This is a genomic window from Halobacterium sp. NMX12-1, from assembly GCF_040435975.1.
In the GTDB taxonomy this organism is placed as follows: Archaea; Halobacteriota; Halobacteria; order Halobacteriales; family Halobacteriaceae; genus Halobacterium; species Halobacterium hubeiense.
Genome location: NZ_CP159204.1, coordinates 1,301,123 through 1,315,305, shown reverse-complemented (window position 1 = coordinate 1,315,305; position 14,183 = coordinate 1,301,123). Strand labels below are relative to the sequence as shown.

Below are 14,183 nucleotides of genomic sequence, written 5' to 3'. Positions count from 1 at the left end.
ACGGTCGGATTACTTCCGATTGCAATAAAACCACTGCGGTGACGGGCGCTGAATCCGACAGACGGCAGCCAGTTGTCTGACGAACTGGTGGGAGCGAGCGAGCCGCCGTGGCGGACCAGCGACGAGCCACGGGTCCGCGCTCGGGGCGGGGCGCGAGTCGCGCGGCTTTTCCGGCCGTGCGGCCCGTGGCTAGTATGGCGACACTCGGCACGAAGCTCGTGCAGATGGACGCGGTGCCCGCGGTGATACACTACGCGGACGGCGGGCAGGACGGCCCGCTGGAGATTCAACACGTGCAGGTCGACGGCGACACCGTGAACGCGGTGATTCACGTGCAGGCGGGCGGCACGCAGTCGCTGGCGCGAATCACGGGCGGGCTCGACGACGACGAGCTCGAACTCCAGATTCCGACCGAGCCCGCGGAGTTCGACTCCGTGGAGGAGTTCCTCGCGGCCGACGACATCTTCGAGACGGCGAAGACCATCGTCGACGTCCAGACGGACCTGTAGCTCGGGCCCGGCGAGTGAAACGCTACTCGCCGACCTGTCCGGGGTCGCGGCTCGGCACGAGCCCCTGCGCCATGAGTCGGCGCGCGAGGACGACGAGGCCGTTCCCGACGCCGGTGCCGAAGATGGCTTGCTCGGTATGCGCGTCCGGCATGATGGAACTCACGAGGAACGCCGACCGGTCCACGAGGAGCAGTCGGCCGATGGCGACGTCGTGTTCGTCGTCGGTCTCGCTGCGGAGCCACTCCAGCCCGGAGATGAACGTGGTCGCGTCCGGGACGGCGTCCTGAATCTCGGCCTGCGCGGACGCCGAGACGGCGCCGATGGCGAGGTCTGCGCCCTCCGGGAGGCCGTTCAACCGGGCGACGAGCTCGTCGGTCAGCAGGGAGTCGTCGCCGACCACGAGCACCACTTCGCGGTCGGCGTCGGCGACGAGCTGGTTCGCGCGGTTCGCAATCGCGGTCTGTCCGGTCAGCGTCCACACCTCCTGGACCGAGGACTCCGACTCGGCGTCGACGCTGTCGACGGCGTCCAGCGCGTCGCGGAGCTGTTCGACGCGGGACTCGTACTGGTCGCGGAGCGTCTCGGTCGCCTCGTCCAGCGGGACGGCGCGGAACTGCTGGGGGCTGGAGTGCTGGATTTCGACCAGTCCCTGTGCTTCCAGCACCCGAATCGCGTCGTAAATCCGGGTTCGCGGCACCTCCGTGACCTCGCTGAGTTTTTTCGCCGTGCCCGTCGGAATCCGCGTCAGCCCGACGAAGCACTTCGCTTCGTACTCTTTCAAGCCGAGTTCTTGGAGGGCTTCGACGGCCTCGTCGGCGTTCTCGTTCGTAGTCATGTGTCCCAACCCGCAGCCCGGAGAACCTGGGGTCAACGCGGTGATAACACTGCACGACGGATATGCGTTGTTACTACTGGAATTACGGATTGGCGGCCGGGGTTCGGAGCGCGCGCCAGCAGCCCGTAGCGGCGCGCCCGCTCGCAACGCCCGTTCTGTTTGTGAGTTTCACGATGAACGTAGAACGACCTCGTGGAGACGCCCCCGCAAATATCTCTCTCGTAGCTCTCTCGTTCACCCGATTAATCACAAAACCGTTATACCGGCGGACGCGCTCCCTACGACTGGCACGCGACAACTGTGTGTCCCAACCGCAACCCCGCGTGCCGACCCCGCGTTTCGGCGGGGTTCTCGGAGTGGACCCACACCGTCATGAGTTCTGATACACCCGACGACGCGCGCGCCGTCGCCATCGAACAGCTCGAACAGTTCGGTCTGAGTACGTACGCCGCGCGGACGTTCGTCGCGCTCGTCGGGCTCGGCACCGGGACCGCCAAGGACGTCAGCCGGGTCGCGGACGTGCCCCGGACGCGGGTCTACGACGCCGTCGACGAACTCCGGGACCACGGGCTCGTCGACGTCCAGCAGTCCACGCCCAAGGAGTTCTGGGCCATCTCCGCGGAGACGACCGGAGGAAAGGTCGAACGCGAGTGGCAACACCGCACGGCCGTTCTCACGGAAGCGCTGGACGAAATCGAACCGATAGAGCGCCGCGACGAGCAGCGCGGCGTCTGGACGGTCTCGGGCCGGGAGACGGTGACTGACCGCGTGCTGGAGTTCGTCGAGAACGCCGAGGACCGCATCGTCTACATGACCGTCGGGGAGCTGCTCACCGAGGACGTCGTCGACGCCCTCGAAGCCGCCGCGGACCGCGGCGTGGCCATCGAGCTGGCGGGCGTGTCGCCGGACGTCCAAGAGCGCATCCAGCGAGAGGTGCCCGACGCCGAGCTGTTCGAGTCGCTGTGGATGTGGTCGGACACGCCCGCCGGCCGGCTCATGATGGTCGACGGCGAGACGACACTCGTGAGCGTGCTCGTCGACGGCGATAACGGCCGACCGTCGACCCCGGAGTCGGAGACTGCAATCTGGGGGAGCGGCGAGTCGAACAGCCTCGTCGTCGTGCTGCGGGCGATTTTCACGTGGCGCCTCGGCGGCGCCGAGTAGCTACCGCGTCGCGAGCGCGAGGACGATTCCTGTCAAGCCGCCCCACGCGACAGCGCCGCCGGCGGCGAACGTGAGCAGCGCGCCGTCACCGAGGAAGCCGGCGACCGCCCAGACGAGGACGCCAGCAGCGGCGAGCGCGTGAATCGCCGTCCCGCTGACCGGCGGGTCGCGGCCGCCGATGGAGAGCCACGTCCCGTAGGCCCCGAGCGCGAGCGCGAGCGCGTAGCACAGCGCCCCCAGCCCGCCCCACAGCGAGAGCACGCTCGCCAGCAGCGAGTCGTCGCCCTCGCTTGGCTCGGGCGCGGTGGTCGTCGTGGCTGTCGTCGTCGCCGCGGTCGTCGGCTGGGTCGTCTGCGCGGCTGACTGGACGGTGACGTTCACGGTCGCGTCGTTGAGGCTGGCGACGCCGAGTTCGTCCTCGACGACCAGCGAGGCCTCGTACGTCCCCGGCTCCGCGAACGAGGTCGCGTACGTCGCCGCCGAACCGGACGACGCCTCGCCCTCGACGGTGAACTCGTACGTCGCGATTGTGCCGTCGTCGGTGGACTGCCGCCCCGAGAACTCGACTGGTTCGCCCGGCGCGACGGTGGTCTCGTTGGCGGTGAGGACCGCGGTCGGGCGCTCGTAGCGCGGCCCGAACGGCTCGCTCGCGAACGGCACCGGGTCGGCCTTCCCGCCGTCGGTGACGACCGCGTCGCCCGCGCCGCCCGGATTGAGCGTCTCGTGGTACGGCCCGGAGGCGGCGCCCCAGTAGTTGTGTTCGGCCACGACGAGCGCGCCGCCGTCGAGGCCGCTCCGCAGGCCGACGATGTGCCCGTAGACGTCGTTGTGGCGGAGTTCGACGTTCGGCGCGTTCTCGACGACCACGCCGGTCGCGGCGGCGGCGTCGCGGCCGCCGTCGGCGCGCTCCCTGTCGGCCGTGTTCAACACCACGGAGTTGTTCGCGAGCCGCGCCGGCGTCGGGCCGGCGACGCGCACGCCGTTCGCGTTCGCCGCGACCGTGTTGTTGTGAATCGCGGCGGTCGCGCCGGCTCGCTCGCCGGCGACCGCGACGCCGAACTCGCCGTTGTCGAGCGCGTCGTTGAACCCCACGCGCACCCCGCCGAGCAGGTCGCTCGCGCGCACGGAGAGGCCGTCGCCGGCGTTGTCGACGAGGCGGTTCCGGCGGACGGTCGTCCCGCGTACGCGAACCGCGGAGACGGAGATACCCGAACCGCCGTTCTCGCGCACGGCGTTGTCCGCGAACACCGTGTTGTCCACCTGCTGGGTGCCGAACGCCGCGCCGCCGTCGCCGTTCTCGGCGAGCGTGTTGTTCCGCACGTCGAAGCGGTCTACGAAGACGTACTCCGCGGTTGCGTCGAGGCCGTACCGGTCGTTCCGGGAGAACTCGTTTCGCTCGACGGCGAGCGAGACGTGCTGGATGCCGCCGGCCGTCCGGCGGAGCGCGACCCGGAGGCCGTTCCGGGCGTCGACGACGGTGTTGCGCGCGAACCGCACGTCGTCGGCGTCGGTCGCCCCGTCCACGTGGAACCCGCTCCCGGACGCCCCCCGAACCTCGCTGTCCAGCACGGTCACGTCGTCTAACGCGCCGCCGCGGAACGCGACGCCGTCGCCGCCGACGTTCTCGACTGCGAGCCGGCGCAGCCGCACGTCCTCGACGGCGTGGTCGTTGGTGGTCTTCGGGCGCGCGTCCGTCGATTCGGTCTCGAACGCGACGCCGGCGCCCGAGACGCCGGCGACGGTCACGTCGGTCAGTTGGACGTTCGAAATCTGTCGAGCGCGCACGCGAACGCCGTTCGCGCCCGTGTTTGCGAACGTCGTCCCCTCGACGCGGAGGTCCCGCGCCGCGTCGGCGTAGGGGTCGGTCTCGGGGACCGCGACAGTGACGCCGGCGCGCCCGACGTCGGCGAACCGACTGTCCGCAATCCGGAGCGACGGCGAGCCGCCGCGGGCGGTGGCAGTCAGTCCGTCGCGGACGTGCTCGCGAACCGTCGCGTTGGCGACGCGAATCGCCCCCTCGTCGGACGTGGCCGTAATCGCGGTCGTGCCGTGTTCGACGACCGCGTGCGCCAGTCGGAGCGTCGAGTCGCCGTCGCCGGCGTACTCGATGGTCTGCCACGTGCCCGCGCTGGAGGCGGGGTCGGCGGTCGTGAACTGAATCGGGTCGAGGGCGGTCCCGGCGGCGACGAGGCTCCCCTCGACGGTAATCGTGACTTCCTCGCCGACGTTGACGCGCGTGCCGGGTTCGACGGTGAGCGTCGCGTTCCCGGCGACCGTGAGGTCGCGACCGACGTAGTACGGGCCGTTCTCGGCCGTCCACGTCGTGTTCTCGGTCACGTTGCTTTCGACGTACGTCGGCGCCGCTGCGGGCGTCGCGGCCTCCATTGCGTCTGCGGGCGCCGCCGGCCCGACGGCGCTCGCGGCGACGCCGGTGGTGACTGCGCCGAGCACCACGAGCGCGGCGAGGAGGAGTGTTCGCGGCGTCATGTGAGCGCGCGCTGGAGGTGAGCCAGCGGGTAGTACACCGACCAGTCGAAGGCACCGGCCTCGTCGGCGGCGTTCGCCGCGTCGTTCGGGACCGTGGGGTCCGTGCCGCGCAGCACTTCCTCGCCGTCGGGAATCCCGTCGGCGTCCGAGTCGACCGCGGTCGGGTTCGAGCCGTACCGCCGCAGTTCGATGCCGTCGTCGAGGCCGTCGCCGTCCGTGTCCGCGTCGAGCGGGTCCGTACCCGTGTCGCGGTACTCGGTCAGGTCAGTGAGGCCGTCGCTGTCCGTGTCGCGGTCGTTCGGGTCGGTGCCGAGTTGGACTTCCAGCGCGTCCGGCAGGCCGTCGAGGTCCGCGTCGGCCTCGATGGCGGACGTGTTGCCCGCGAGCTCCGAGCGGTCGTCGAGGCTGTCGGCGTCCGTGTCCGCGTCCCCGTAGTCGGTGCCCGCGCGAACCTCCTCGTCGTCGCGGACGCCGTCGTCGTCCGTGTCGGGGTCGGTCGGGTCGGTGCCGAACTGGTGGACCTCGGAGCCGTCTTCGAGGTCGTCGCCGTCCGTGTCGTCGTCGCGGAAGTCGGTGCCCAGGGAGAGCTCGTTCGCGTTCGAGAGGCCGTCGGCGTCGAGGTCGCCGCCCTTGTTGATGACGTGGACCGTGACTGCTCGGTCGTCGCGCCGGGAGTTCCCGCTGGCCTGCGCGCTGTACATCGTCGCGTACAGCGTGTGGCGGCCAGGTTCGAGTTCCGCCTCGCGCGGTTCGAGCGTGAGGTCGGCGTCGGTCGTCGCCAGTTCGCCGAGCGTCACCGTCGTCACGGCCAGCGAGCTGTCGACCTCCTCGCTGTAGCTGGCCTCGCGGCTCTCGGTCAGCCGGACGTCGTAGTCGGCGTAGTACGTGGCGGAGTCGCCGAGGTAGTCGCCGACGGTCACCTCGACGGTCGCGGGTTCGTCGGCCCACACGTAGTAGACGCCGCCGCGTTCGGTCGCGGCGCCCGGCCCGGTCACGTCGACCGAGAGGACGCCCGATTCGACCGTGGCGGCGTCGGCGGTGCCGGCCGCGAGCGCGGTCGCCGGACTCGCCGCCGCGAGCGCGACGACGGCGGCGACCACGACGGAACGCGGGACTGAGCACCGAGACACGTCTCTCTGTCTTGCTGTAACGCACTTGAATATAGTGGTGCTCGCGTCGAGCTCGTCCGTCTTCGACCGCGGACCCGCAACGTCGACGGCGTTAGCGAATCCGGTCGCCGACGGCCAGCCCGCTCTCGACGGCGGCGTGGACGCGCGCCTCCCCGGCAACCCAGTCGCCGGCGACGTGGAGGCCGGCGTCCCGGACTGCGGCGACGGGCTCGGCGTCCACCGCGTCGTCGGGGAGGGCGTACCGCCAGCCCTGCGTGTCCGTCCACGCCGGGTCCAGCAGGCGGTCGTCGCCGAGCAAGGCGGCGGCGTGCTCGGCGGCGCGGTCGGTCTGCCAGTCCGGGTCGCGGTCGCAGTGCGCCCGCGACCAGTCCGGGGCCATCTGGACGACCAGCAGTTCGCCGTCCGGGACGTGGCCGGGCTTGCAGGACTCGCGGGCGAGCCACCCCACCTCGTGGGCGCCGTCGGTGTTCACGAGCGCGTACCACTCCCGATCCACGTCGAAGTCGTAGCGCAGCACCGCGGTCACGATGCTCCGGTACGGCACCGCCGCGACGGCCTCGCGGGCCGCCGCGAGCCGGTCGTCGTCCCAGTCGGTCGCCGCGAGCAGGTCGGCTGTCTGTGGCGCCGGCGGCGTCAACAGCACGTCCGCGAACGGGCCGTGAGTGGTGCCATCGGCGTCAGTGAGGGTCCACGCGTCGCCCGCCCGCGAGAGCGATTCGATGCGCGTCTCCCGGTGGACGGCGGCGTCGGTGCGCGCGAACAGCCGCTTCGCCAACTGGGTGATGCCGGCCTCCCACGTCCACTTCGGCTCGTCGCTGTCCCGGCCGGGTTCGACGCTGCCGTCGCCGTCGAACGTCCACACCGGTTGGGCGACGTCGTGCAGGCCGTCTTCGCCGAGGTCGCGCACGAGGTCGCCGACCGGGCCGTCGCCCGGTTTCACGTAGTTCGCACCGTAGTCGTACCGGCAGCCGTCGCGGCGGCGCGTCGCCGCGCGCCCGCAGACGCCGCGCGACTTCTCGAAGACGGTGACGTCCGGTGCGGCGTCCCGGAGGCGGTACGCGGCCGCCGCGCCGGCCGCGCCGGCGCCGACGATTGCCAGCGAGTCAGTCACACCGGCCGTTTGGCCCGCCAGCCCCTTAGCACTCCACCAAGCGGCAACGGCTCGCGGGCCGGCCGCCGCAAAGAGAAAACGGTTTGCGTTCCCGCAAGACACGAAAGACCATGAAGGTACGAATCGGCGCCGGCGCGACCGAGGAAGAGGCGCAGGCGGTCGCCGCCGCGCTCGCCGAGCACGTCGCCGACGAGGTCGAAGTGTACCTCGGCGAAGCCGACGAGCCCGCCGTCACCCACGCTGCCCCCGAGCCCGCCGCCGAGGAGCCCGAGCCGGAGCGCGACCTCGGCTCGACCGAGCGCGAGGAGGAGCTCCGCGAGGAAATCGCAGACATCCTCGACGGCGGCCCCGAGAAGTACCGCGAGCGCCTGCCCGAGCAGGACAAGCTGTTCGTCCGCGACCGCCTCGACCTCTGGTTCGGGGAGGAAGGCGGGGACGGCAACGGTGACCTGCTGTTCGAGGACGGGAAGTTCGCGAACTTCGACTCGTGGCACCCGAACAGCCCCGACGTCGACGAAGCGGACCCCGACACGCGCCTCCCCGCGGACGGCCTCATCACGGGCGCCGCTGACTTCGAGGGCCGGGACGTCCACTTCATGGCCAACGACTTCACCGTGAAGGCGGGGTCGATGGCCGAGCGCGGCGTCGAGAAGTTCCTCCGGATGCAGCAGCGCGCGCTCAAGACCGGCAAGCCAGTCCTCTATCTGATGGACTCCTCGGGCGGGCGCATCGACCAGCAGTCCGGGTTCTTCGCGAACCGCGAGGGCATCGGGAAGTACTACTTCAACCACTCGCGGCTCTCCGGCCGCGTTCCCCAGATTTGCGTGCTGTACGGTCCCTGTATCGCCGGCGCCGCCTACACGCCCGTGTTCGCGGACTTCACCGTGATGGTCGAGGGGATGTCCGCGATGGCCATCGCCAGCCCGCGGATGGTGAAGATGGTGACCGGCGAGGAAATCGAGATGCAGGAACTAGGTGGCCCGGAGGTCCACGCCCGCCAGTCCGGGAGCGCGGACCTCGTCGCCCGCGACGAGGAGCACGCCCGCGAACTCGTCTCGAACCTGATTCAGTACCTCCCGAACAACAGCGACGAGAAACCGCCGAGCCAGCCCGCGAAACCGCCCGCGAAACCCACCGAGGGCATCGACGGCCTGATTCCCGAGTCGCCGAACCGCGCGTACGACATGCACGACCTCATCGAGCGCGTCGTGGACGCCGATTCGTTCTTCGAACTCAAGCCCGAGTACGGCAAGGAGATTCTCACGGGGTACTCGCGCATCGACGGCCGTACAGTGGGTATCGTCGCAAACCAACCCGCCGAGCGCGCGGGCGCCATCTTCCCGGACGCCGCCGAGAAGGCCGCGGAGTTCGTCTGGAAGTCCGACGCGTACAACATTCCACTACTCTACCTCTGCGACACGCCCGGCTTCATGGCCGGCTCCTCGGTGGAGAAAGACGCCATCCTGGAGAAGGGCAAGAAGATGATTTACGCCACCAGCGAGGCCACCGTCCCCAAGCAGTCCGTCGTCGTGCGGAAGGCCTACGGCGCGGGTATCTACGCCATGAGCGGGCCGGCCTACGATCCCGAGTCGACTATCGCGCTTCCCTCGGGCGAAATCGGTATCATGGGGCCGGAAGCCGCCATCAACGCCGTCTACGCGAACAAGCTGAACGACATCGACGACCCCGAGGAGCGCGCCCAGCGCGAGCAGGAGCTCCGCGAGGAGTACCGCGAGGACATCGACGTCCACCGGATGGCCAGCGAGACGGTCATCGACGAAATCGTCCCGCCCTCCGAGCTTCGCGCGGAGCTGGCGGCGCGCTTCGACTTCTACGAGGACGTCGAGAAAGACCGGCCCTCGAAGAAACACGGCACGATTCTCTGAGGCGCCGGCGGCCTACGAGAGGTGCGCGGTGACGTCCGTCGAGGAGATCATCCCGACGTAGTCGTCGTCCACGACCGGGAGGTGCTTGATGCCGTACGTCGTCATCATCGCGGCGACCTCCTCCATGTAGAGGTCGGGCGCGGCGGTCTCGACGTCGGTCGTCATCACGTCCGCGACCGTCAGCTCGGCGACGTCCTCGCCTTCGGCGACGGCGTCGAGGACGTCCGTGCTGCTGACGATGGCGCGCGGCGTCGTCGTCACGACGAGCGCGCTGATGTCTTTCGCGCGCATCCGCTCGGCGGCCTCCCTGACGGTCGCGTCCGGGCTAATCGTCTCCAGCGGCGTGGACATCACGTCCTCGACTGTGGGCTTCTCGGAAGAAGACATACGACACCCGACGCACCCCCTTACTAAGGCAGTTTCCCCATCGGGGCACGGTCGCCGCTCACTCCCGGCGCAGCGCGTCCACGAGCACCGCGAGCGCGAGGCCGATGAGGCCGACGTCGCGCGCAATCACGTCCCCGAACTGCTCGGTCACCGCCCAGACGACCGCGAGGTAGGCGACGGTCGCTGCCAGCGAGACGGACGCGACCAGCGCCGCGAACGCAGTGTAGCGGTCCGCGAACAGCAGCGCGGCGAACCCGACTTCGAGCACGCCGTTCGCGAGCATGAACGTCACCGGTGAGACGACGAGCCACGGCGCCAGCCAGTCGGTGACGTACACCGCCCACGCGGCGGGGTCGAGGAGCTTGTGGACGCCCGCCGCGAGCAGCATCGCGCCGAGCCCCCAGCGCGCGAGCGTCGCCGGGTCGGGCGCGCGGGCCGCGAGTCGTCGCGCGCGGTCGCTGACGGCCACGGTCAGTCCGCGGCGTGCTCGCGCTTGTGGTGGAGCGCGGTGCGGTCGAACTCACAGACCAGTTCGTCGTCGCGGTTCACGGCGAACGCCTCGACGCGGTACGTGACGACGCCGCGCTCGCCGTCGCTGGTTTCGCGCTTGTCCGTCACGGTGGACTGCGCGCGGATGGTGTCGCCGTGGAACACCGGCGCCGGGTGTTCGACGTCGTCGTAGGAGAGGTTCGCGACGATGGTGCCGTCGGTGGTGTCCGGAATGGTGAGCCCGACCGCGAGGCTCAGCGTGTAGAGGCCGTTGACGACGCGCTCGCCGAACTGCGTGTCGGCGGCGAACTCCGCGTCGAGGTGCAGCGGCTGCTGGTTCATCGTCATGTCGCAGAACTGCTGGTTGTCCGCCTCGGAGACGGTGCGGCGCTTCTCGTGCTCGATGGTCTCGCCGACCTCGAAGCCCTCGTAGTAGCGTCCCGCCATGGTCGAACCCGCTCGGCCCCAATCCTTAAAACCGCCGAAAACGCGGCCGTCAGGCTTTTACGAGCCGTTTCGGCCACCACCCTTTTTCAGTCGGCGGCAGTCCGTCGAGGTATGCCACGTGACTATGTGCGTGCGGGGGTGTTGGTGGTAGTCGTCGTCGCGGCGGCCACGTTCGCGGGAGTGACAGCGGCAGCATCGGACGGCTCGATTGAAGCTTCACCGAACGATCCAGGCGTCACGTCAACGCATACGGTGACGGCAACGGTTGGTGCCCAAGCGACGGGGTCGTGGAACGGACTCGAAGTCGACTACTCGAACTCCGACAATGCGGACATTGGAGACGTGGGCCAAGTTGACGTGACAACAATCGGTATCGACCGCGGCGACGACGCCGATGGAACCAAGATCGACGACGACGTCTCCAGCGACCTCAGTAGCGCTGACGGGTCGAACAATGCACAGACCATCACGTTCGGACTCGGCGGAAGCTACCAGCTCAACGAGGGCGACGAAGTCGTCATCGTTTACGAGGACGTCCAGAACCCGGACAGCGCCGGCGACTGGACGACTCCCATCGACATCAACCCGCAGAGCAGCGGCGGCGAGACGTCCGCGACGCTCTCGATTACGTCGGAGACGACGACCGCAACACCGGAGCCAACGACGACTAGCACGCAGACGGCCACGCAGACCGCGACTGCGACTGCAACGCAAACGGCGACCGCGACGCAAACGGCAACTGCAACGCAGACGGCGACCGCGACCCAGACGCAAACGCAGACTGCTACGCCGACCCAGACCGCGACCGCGACGCCCACGCAGACCGCGACGACGAGCGGCGGTGACGGCGACATCGGCGCTCCGGATCCGAACCCGGCGGGCGCGGTGAGCGAGACCGAGCCGTCCGTTAGCTCGGTACCGAACGAGGCGGGCGCGACGGCGGCCCACACAGTGGGCACGCTCGTCGGGAACGAGATCGGTGACTCGTCGTGGACCGGGCTGGAAATCGACTACAGCGGGACCGGAACCGACGTGAGCAACGTCGGGCAGGGCGACGTCGTGAAAATCGGCGTCGACCGCGGGAACAACGACTCGAACGCCACCATCGACCGGTCGCTGGCGGCCTCGCTGGACGAGGTCAGCGGGAGCAACGACGGCGAGACGCTGACGTTCGGGGTGGACGGCGACTACGAGCTGCAGGAGGGCGACCAGATAATCGTCGTCTACGAGGACGTCCAGAACCCCGACGCGGGCGACTACTCGGTCGGCATCGACGTCAACCCGCAGAGTAGCGGCGAGGCGGTAAACGCGACGCTCGACGTCGACGCGGCGAACACGGCGACGGCCACCGCGACCGAGACGGCCGAGCCGACGGCGACCGCGGAGCCGACGGAGACCGCGACCGCGGAACCGCCGGCGACCACCGAGGAGTCGACGCCGTCGGCGTCGCCCGGATTCGGGACCGTCGCGGCGGTCGTCGCGCTCGCCGCCGCGGCCGCGCTGCTCGCGCGCCGATAGACATACAAGCAGCCGGGGCGACCCCCCCGGCATGGCTCGACGCAGCGTTCTGTTTTCGCCGGGCGACCAGCCGGAGTTACTTCGGAAGGCGCCCGAGACTGGCGCCGACACCGTCGTCTTCGACCTCGAAGACGCGGTCGTCCCCGCGCGGAAGACGGAGGCGCGGACCGCCGTGCAGTCCGTGCTCGCCGACCCCGACTTCGACCCGGACTGCGAGGTCTGCGTGCGCGTGAACCCCATCGGGGCGGGCGCTCGCGACGACGTGGAGACGGTGCTCGCGGGGGAGAATCCGCGCCTCGACGCCGTCGTCCTCCCGAAGGCGCGGTCGGCCGACGAGGTGACGACGCTCGGCCGGCTGCTCGACGAGCGCGCGTTCGACGTGCCCGTGCTGGCGCTCGTGGAGTCCGCGCGCGGCGTCCTGCACGCCGAGGAAATCGCGGACGCCGGGCCGACGGACGCGCTCGTGTTCGGCGCCGAGGACCTCGCGGCGGACGTCGGTGCGACGCGGACCGACGACGGCATCGAAGTCCTGCACGCGCGCGAGCAGGTCGTGCTCGCTGCGGCCGCCGCCGGCGTGGACGCCATCGACACCGTCTACACGGACATCGAGGACACGGAGGGGCTCGCCGAGGAGACCGCGTTCGCCGCGCAGCTGGGGTTCGACGGGAAGCTCGCGATTCACCCCGGGCAGGTCGCCCCCATCAACGACGCGTTCACGCCCGCCGAGGCGGACGTCGAGTGGGCCGAGCGCGTCCTCGACGCCAAAGAAGAGGCCGACGAGGCAGGCCGCGGCGTCTACCGCGTGGACGGCGAGATGGTGGACGCACCACTAGTGGCGCAGGCCGAGCGCATCCTCGAACGGGCGCGGGCCGCCGGCAGCGGCGACGCGTAGCGACCGGTTCGGCGGGGGTTCCGCCACGCTTTTGCTGAGCGCCGGAGTCGGTCGGAGTATGGCGGACGCTAATCCCTTCGAGAGTCTCCAGGAGCAACTCGACGACGCGGGCGAGCACCTCGACGTCCGAGACGACGTCCTCGAACGCCTCAAACAGCCCGAGCGCGTGCTCGAACTGACGCTCTCGGTGGAGATGGACGACGGCACCATCGAGACGTTCGACGCGTACCGCTCGCAGTTCAACGGCGACCGCGGCCCCTACAAGGGCGGCATTCGCTACCACCCGGGCGTCACCCGCGACGAGGTGAAGGCGCTCTCCGGGTGGATGGCGTACAAGACGGCCGTCGTCGACATCCCCTACGGCGGCGGGAAGGGCGGCATCGCGCTCGACCCCAGCGAGTACTCCGAGAGCGAGCTCGAACGCATCACGCGGTCGTTCGCCAAGGAGATTCGGCCGTTCATCGGCGAGGACAAGGACGTGCCCGCGCCGGACGTCAACACCGGCCAGCGGGAGATGAACTGGATCAAAGACACCTACGAGAAACTGGAGGACACGACCGCGCCCGGCGTCATCACGGGGAAGGCCCTCGAAAACGGCGGCAGCAAGGGCCGCGTGGAAGCCACGGGCCGCTCGACGATGTTCGCCGCGCGCGAGGTCTTCGACTACCTCGACAAGGAGACGGCGGAAGCGACGGTCGCCGTGCAGGGGTACGGGAATGCCGGCTCCATCGCCGCGCGACTCCTCGAAGACCTCGGCGCGCACGTCGTCGCGGTGTCGGACTCCTCGGGCGCCATCTACAACCCCGAGGGGTTCGACACGCGCCACGTCAAGGAGTTCAAGCGCGACACCGGCAGCGTCGCCGGCTACGACGGCGCCACCGAGGAGTTCGGCAACGACGACCTGCTCACGCTGGACGTGGACCTGCTCGTGCCCGCGGCGCTGGAGAACGCCATCGACGGCGACCTCGCGCGCGACGTCGAGGCCGACGTGGTGGTGGAGGCAGCGAACGGCCCGCTCACGCCGGACGCCGACGACGTGCTCACGGAGCGCGGCATCCACGTCGTCCCGGACATCCTCGCGAACGCGGGCGGCGTCACCGTCTCGTACTTCGAGTGGGTGCAGAACCGCCAGCGCTTCCAGTGGACGGAGGAGCGCGTCAACGAGGAACTGGAGGCCGTGATTACGAACGCCTTCGACGCGATGATCGACGCCTACGAGGCCAACGACCTCCCGAACCTCCGCACGGCCGCGTACGTCGTCGCCGTCCAGCGCGTCGTCGACGCCTACGAGGGCAGCGGTAGCTGGCCGTAGTCCGCGAGAAGAGCCG

13 protein-coding genes are annotated in these 14,183 nt (G+C 69.9%); 6 read left to right on the top strand and 7 right to left on the bottom strand.

Going from position 1 to position 14,183, the window contains the following annotated elements:
- Window positions 1–194: 194 nt before the first annotated feature.
- On the top strand, window positions 195–509 hold the full coding sequence (locus tag ABSL23_RS08400; protein ID WP_353633385.1) for a hypothetical protein: 315 nt from the start codon (window positions 195–197) through the stop codon (window positions 507–509).
- A 22-nt stretch (window positions 510–531) separates the two neighbouring features.
- Here ABSL23_RS08400 and ABSL23_RS08395 read toward each other — a convergent pair whose 3' ends face one another.
- Entirely contained in the window at window positions 532–1,344 is an 813-nt protein-coding gene (locus ABSL23_RS08395) for a helix-turn-helix domain-containing protein (RefSeq protein WP_353633384.1), read from the bottom strand.
- Window positions 1,345–1,716: 372 nt separating this feature from the next.
- On the opposite strand from ABSL23_RS08395, the gene ABSL23_RS08390 reads away from it, so the two are divergent.
- A complete protein-coding gene (locus tag ABSL23_RS08390; RefSeq protein WP_353633383.1) occupies window positions 1,717–2,508 on the top strand; it encodes a helix-turn-helix domain-containing protein in 792 nt (263 codons plus the stop codon).
- Here ABSL23_RS08390 and ABSL23_RS08385 read toward each other — a convergent pair whose 3' ends face one another.
- The 3 genes from ABSL23_RS08385 to ABSL23_RS08375 all read right to left on the bottom strand — a co-directional run bounded on the left by ABSL23_RS08385 (window position 2,509) and on the right by ABSL23_RS08375 (window position 7,236).
- Window positions 2,509–4,995, bottom strand: coding sequence for a right-handed parallel beta-helix repeat-containing protein (locus ABSL23_RS08385; RefSeq protein WP_353633382.1), 2,487 nt, complete (start codon window positions 4,993–4,995; stop codon window positions 2,509–2,511). It abuts the gene before it with no gap.
- Window positions 4,992–6,125, bottom strand: a complete 1,134-nt coding sequence (locus ABSL23_RS08380; RefSeq protein ID WP_353633381.1) for a calcium-binding protein — start codon at window positions 6,123–6,125, stop codon at window positions 4,992–4,994. Before ABSL23_RS08380 ends, ABSL23_RS08385 begins: the two co-directional genes overlap by 4 nt.
- 91 nt (window positions 6,126–6,216) lie before the next feature.
- Window positions 6,217–7,236 (bottom strand): FAD-dependent oxidoreductase, encoded by a 1,020-nt coding sequence (locus tag ABSL23_RS08375; protein WP_353633380.1) that lies wholly within the window; start codon window positions 7,234–7,236, stop codon window positions 6,217–6,219.
- A 110-nt stretch (window positions 7,237–7,346) separates the two neighbouring features.
- Between ABSL23_RS08375 and ABSL23_RS08370 the strand changes: the two genes are divergently transcribed.
- Entirely contained in the window at window positions 7,347–9,122 is a 1,776-nt protein-coding gene (locus ABSL23_RS08370; protein ID WP_353635353.1) for an acyl-CoA carboxylase subunit beta, read from the top strand.
- Window positions 9,123–9,134: 12 nt separating this feature from the next.
- On the opposite strand, the gene ABSL23_RS08365 is transcribed toward ABSL23_RS08370, so the two are convergent.
- The 3 genes from ABSL23_RS08365 to ABSL23_RS08355 are packed head-to-tail and all read right to left on the bottom strand — an operon-like array spanning window position 9,135 to window position 10,445.
- Window positions 9,135–9,509: a CBS domain-containing protein gene (locus ABSL23_RS08365; protein WP_353635352.1), complete on the bottom strand. Its 375-nt coding sequence runs from the start codon at window positions 9,507–9,509 to the stop codon at window positions 9,135–9,137.
- A 58-nt stretch (window positions 9,510–9,567) separates the two neighbouring features.
- Window positions 9,568–9,984, bottom strand: a complete 417-nt coding sequence (locus ABSL23_RS08360) for a DoxX family membrane protein (protein WP_353635367.1) — start codon at window positions 9,982–9,984, stop codon at window positions 9,568–9,570.
- Window positions 9,981–10,445: a MaoC family dehydratase gene (locus ABSL23_RS08355; RefSeq protein ID WP_353635351.1), complete on the bottom strand. Its 465-nt coding sequence runs from the start codon at window positions 10,443–10,445 to the stop codon at window positions 9,981–9,983. Before ABSL23_RS08355 ends, ABSL23_RS08360 begins: the two co-directional genes overlap by 4 nt.
- 357 nt (window positions 10,446–10,802) lie before the next feature.
- On the opposite strand from ABSL23_RS08355, the gene ABSL23_RS08350 reads away from it, so the two are divergent.
- The 3 genes from ABSL23_RS08350 to ABSL23_RS08340 are packed head-to-tail and all read left to right on the top strand — an operon-like array spanning window position 10,803 to window position 14,167.
- The gene (locus ABSL23_RS08350) at window positions 10,803–11,963 is read left to right on the top strand and encodes a PGF-CTERM sorting domain-containing protein (protein ID WP_353635350.1); all 1,161 of its coding nucleotides are present in this window, start codon (window positions 10,803–10,805) and stop codon (window positions 11,961–11,963) included.
- A 31-nt stretch (window positions 11,964–11,994) separates the two neighbouring features.
- Entirely contained in the window at window positions 11,995–12,855 is an 861-nt protein-coding gene (locus ABSL23_RS08345) for a CoA ester lyase (RefSeq protein ID WP_353635349.1), read from the top strand.
- A 58-nt stretch (window positions 12,856–12,913) separates the two neighbouring features.
- Window positions 12,914–14,167: a Glu/Leu/Phe/Val dehydrogenase gene (locus ABSL23_RS08340; RefSeq protein WP_353635348.1), complete on the top strand. Its 1,254-nt coding sequence runs from the start codon at window positions 12,914–12,916 to the stop codon at window positions 14,165–14,167.
- Window positions 14,168–14,183: the final 16 nt, after the last annotated feature.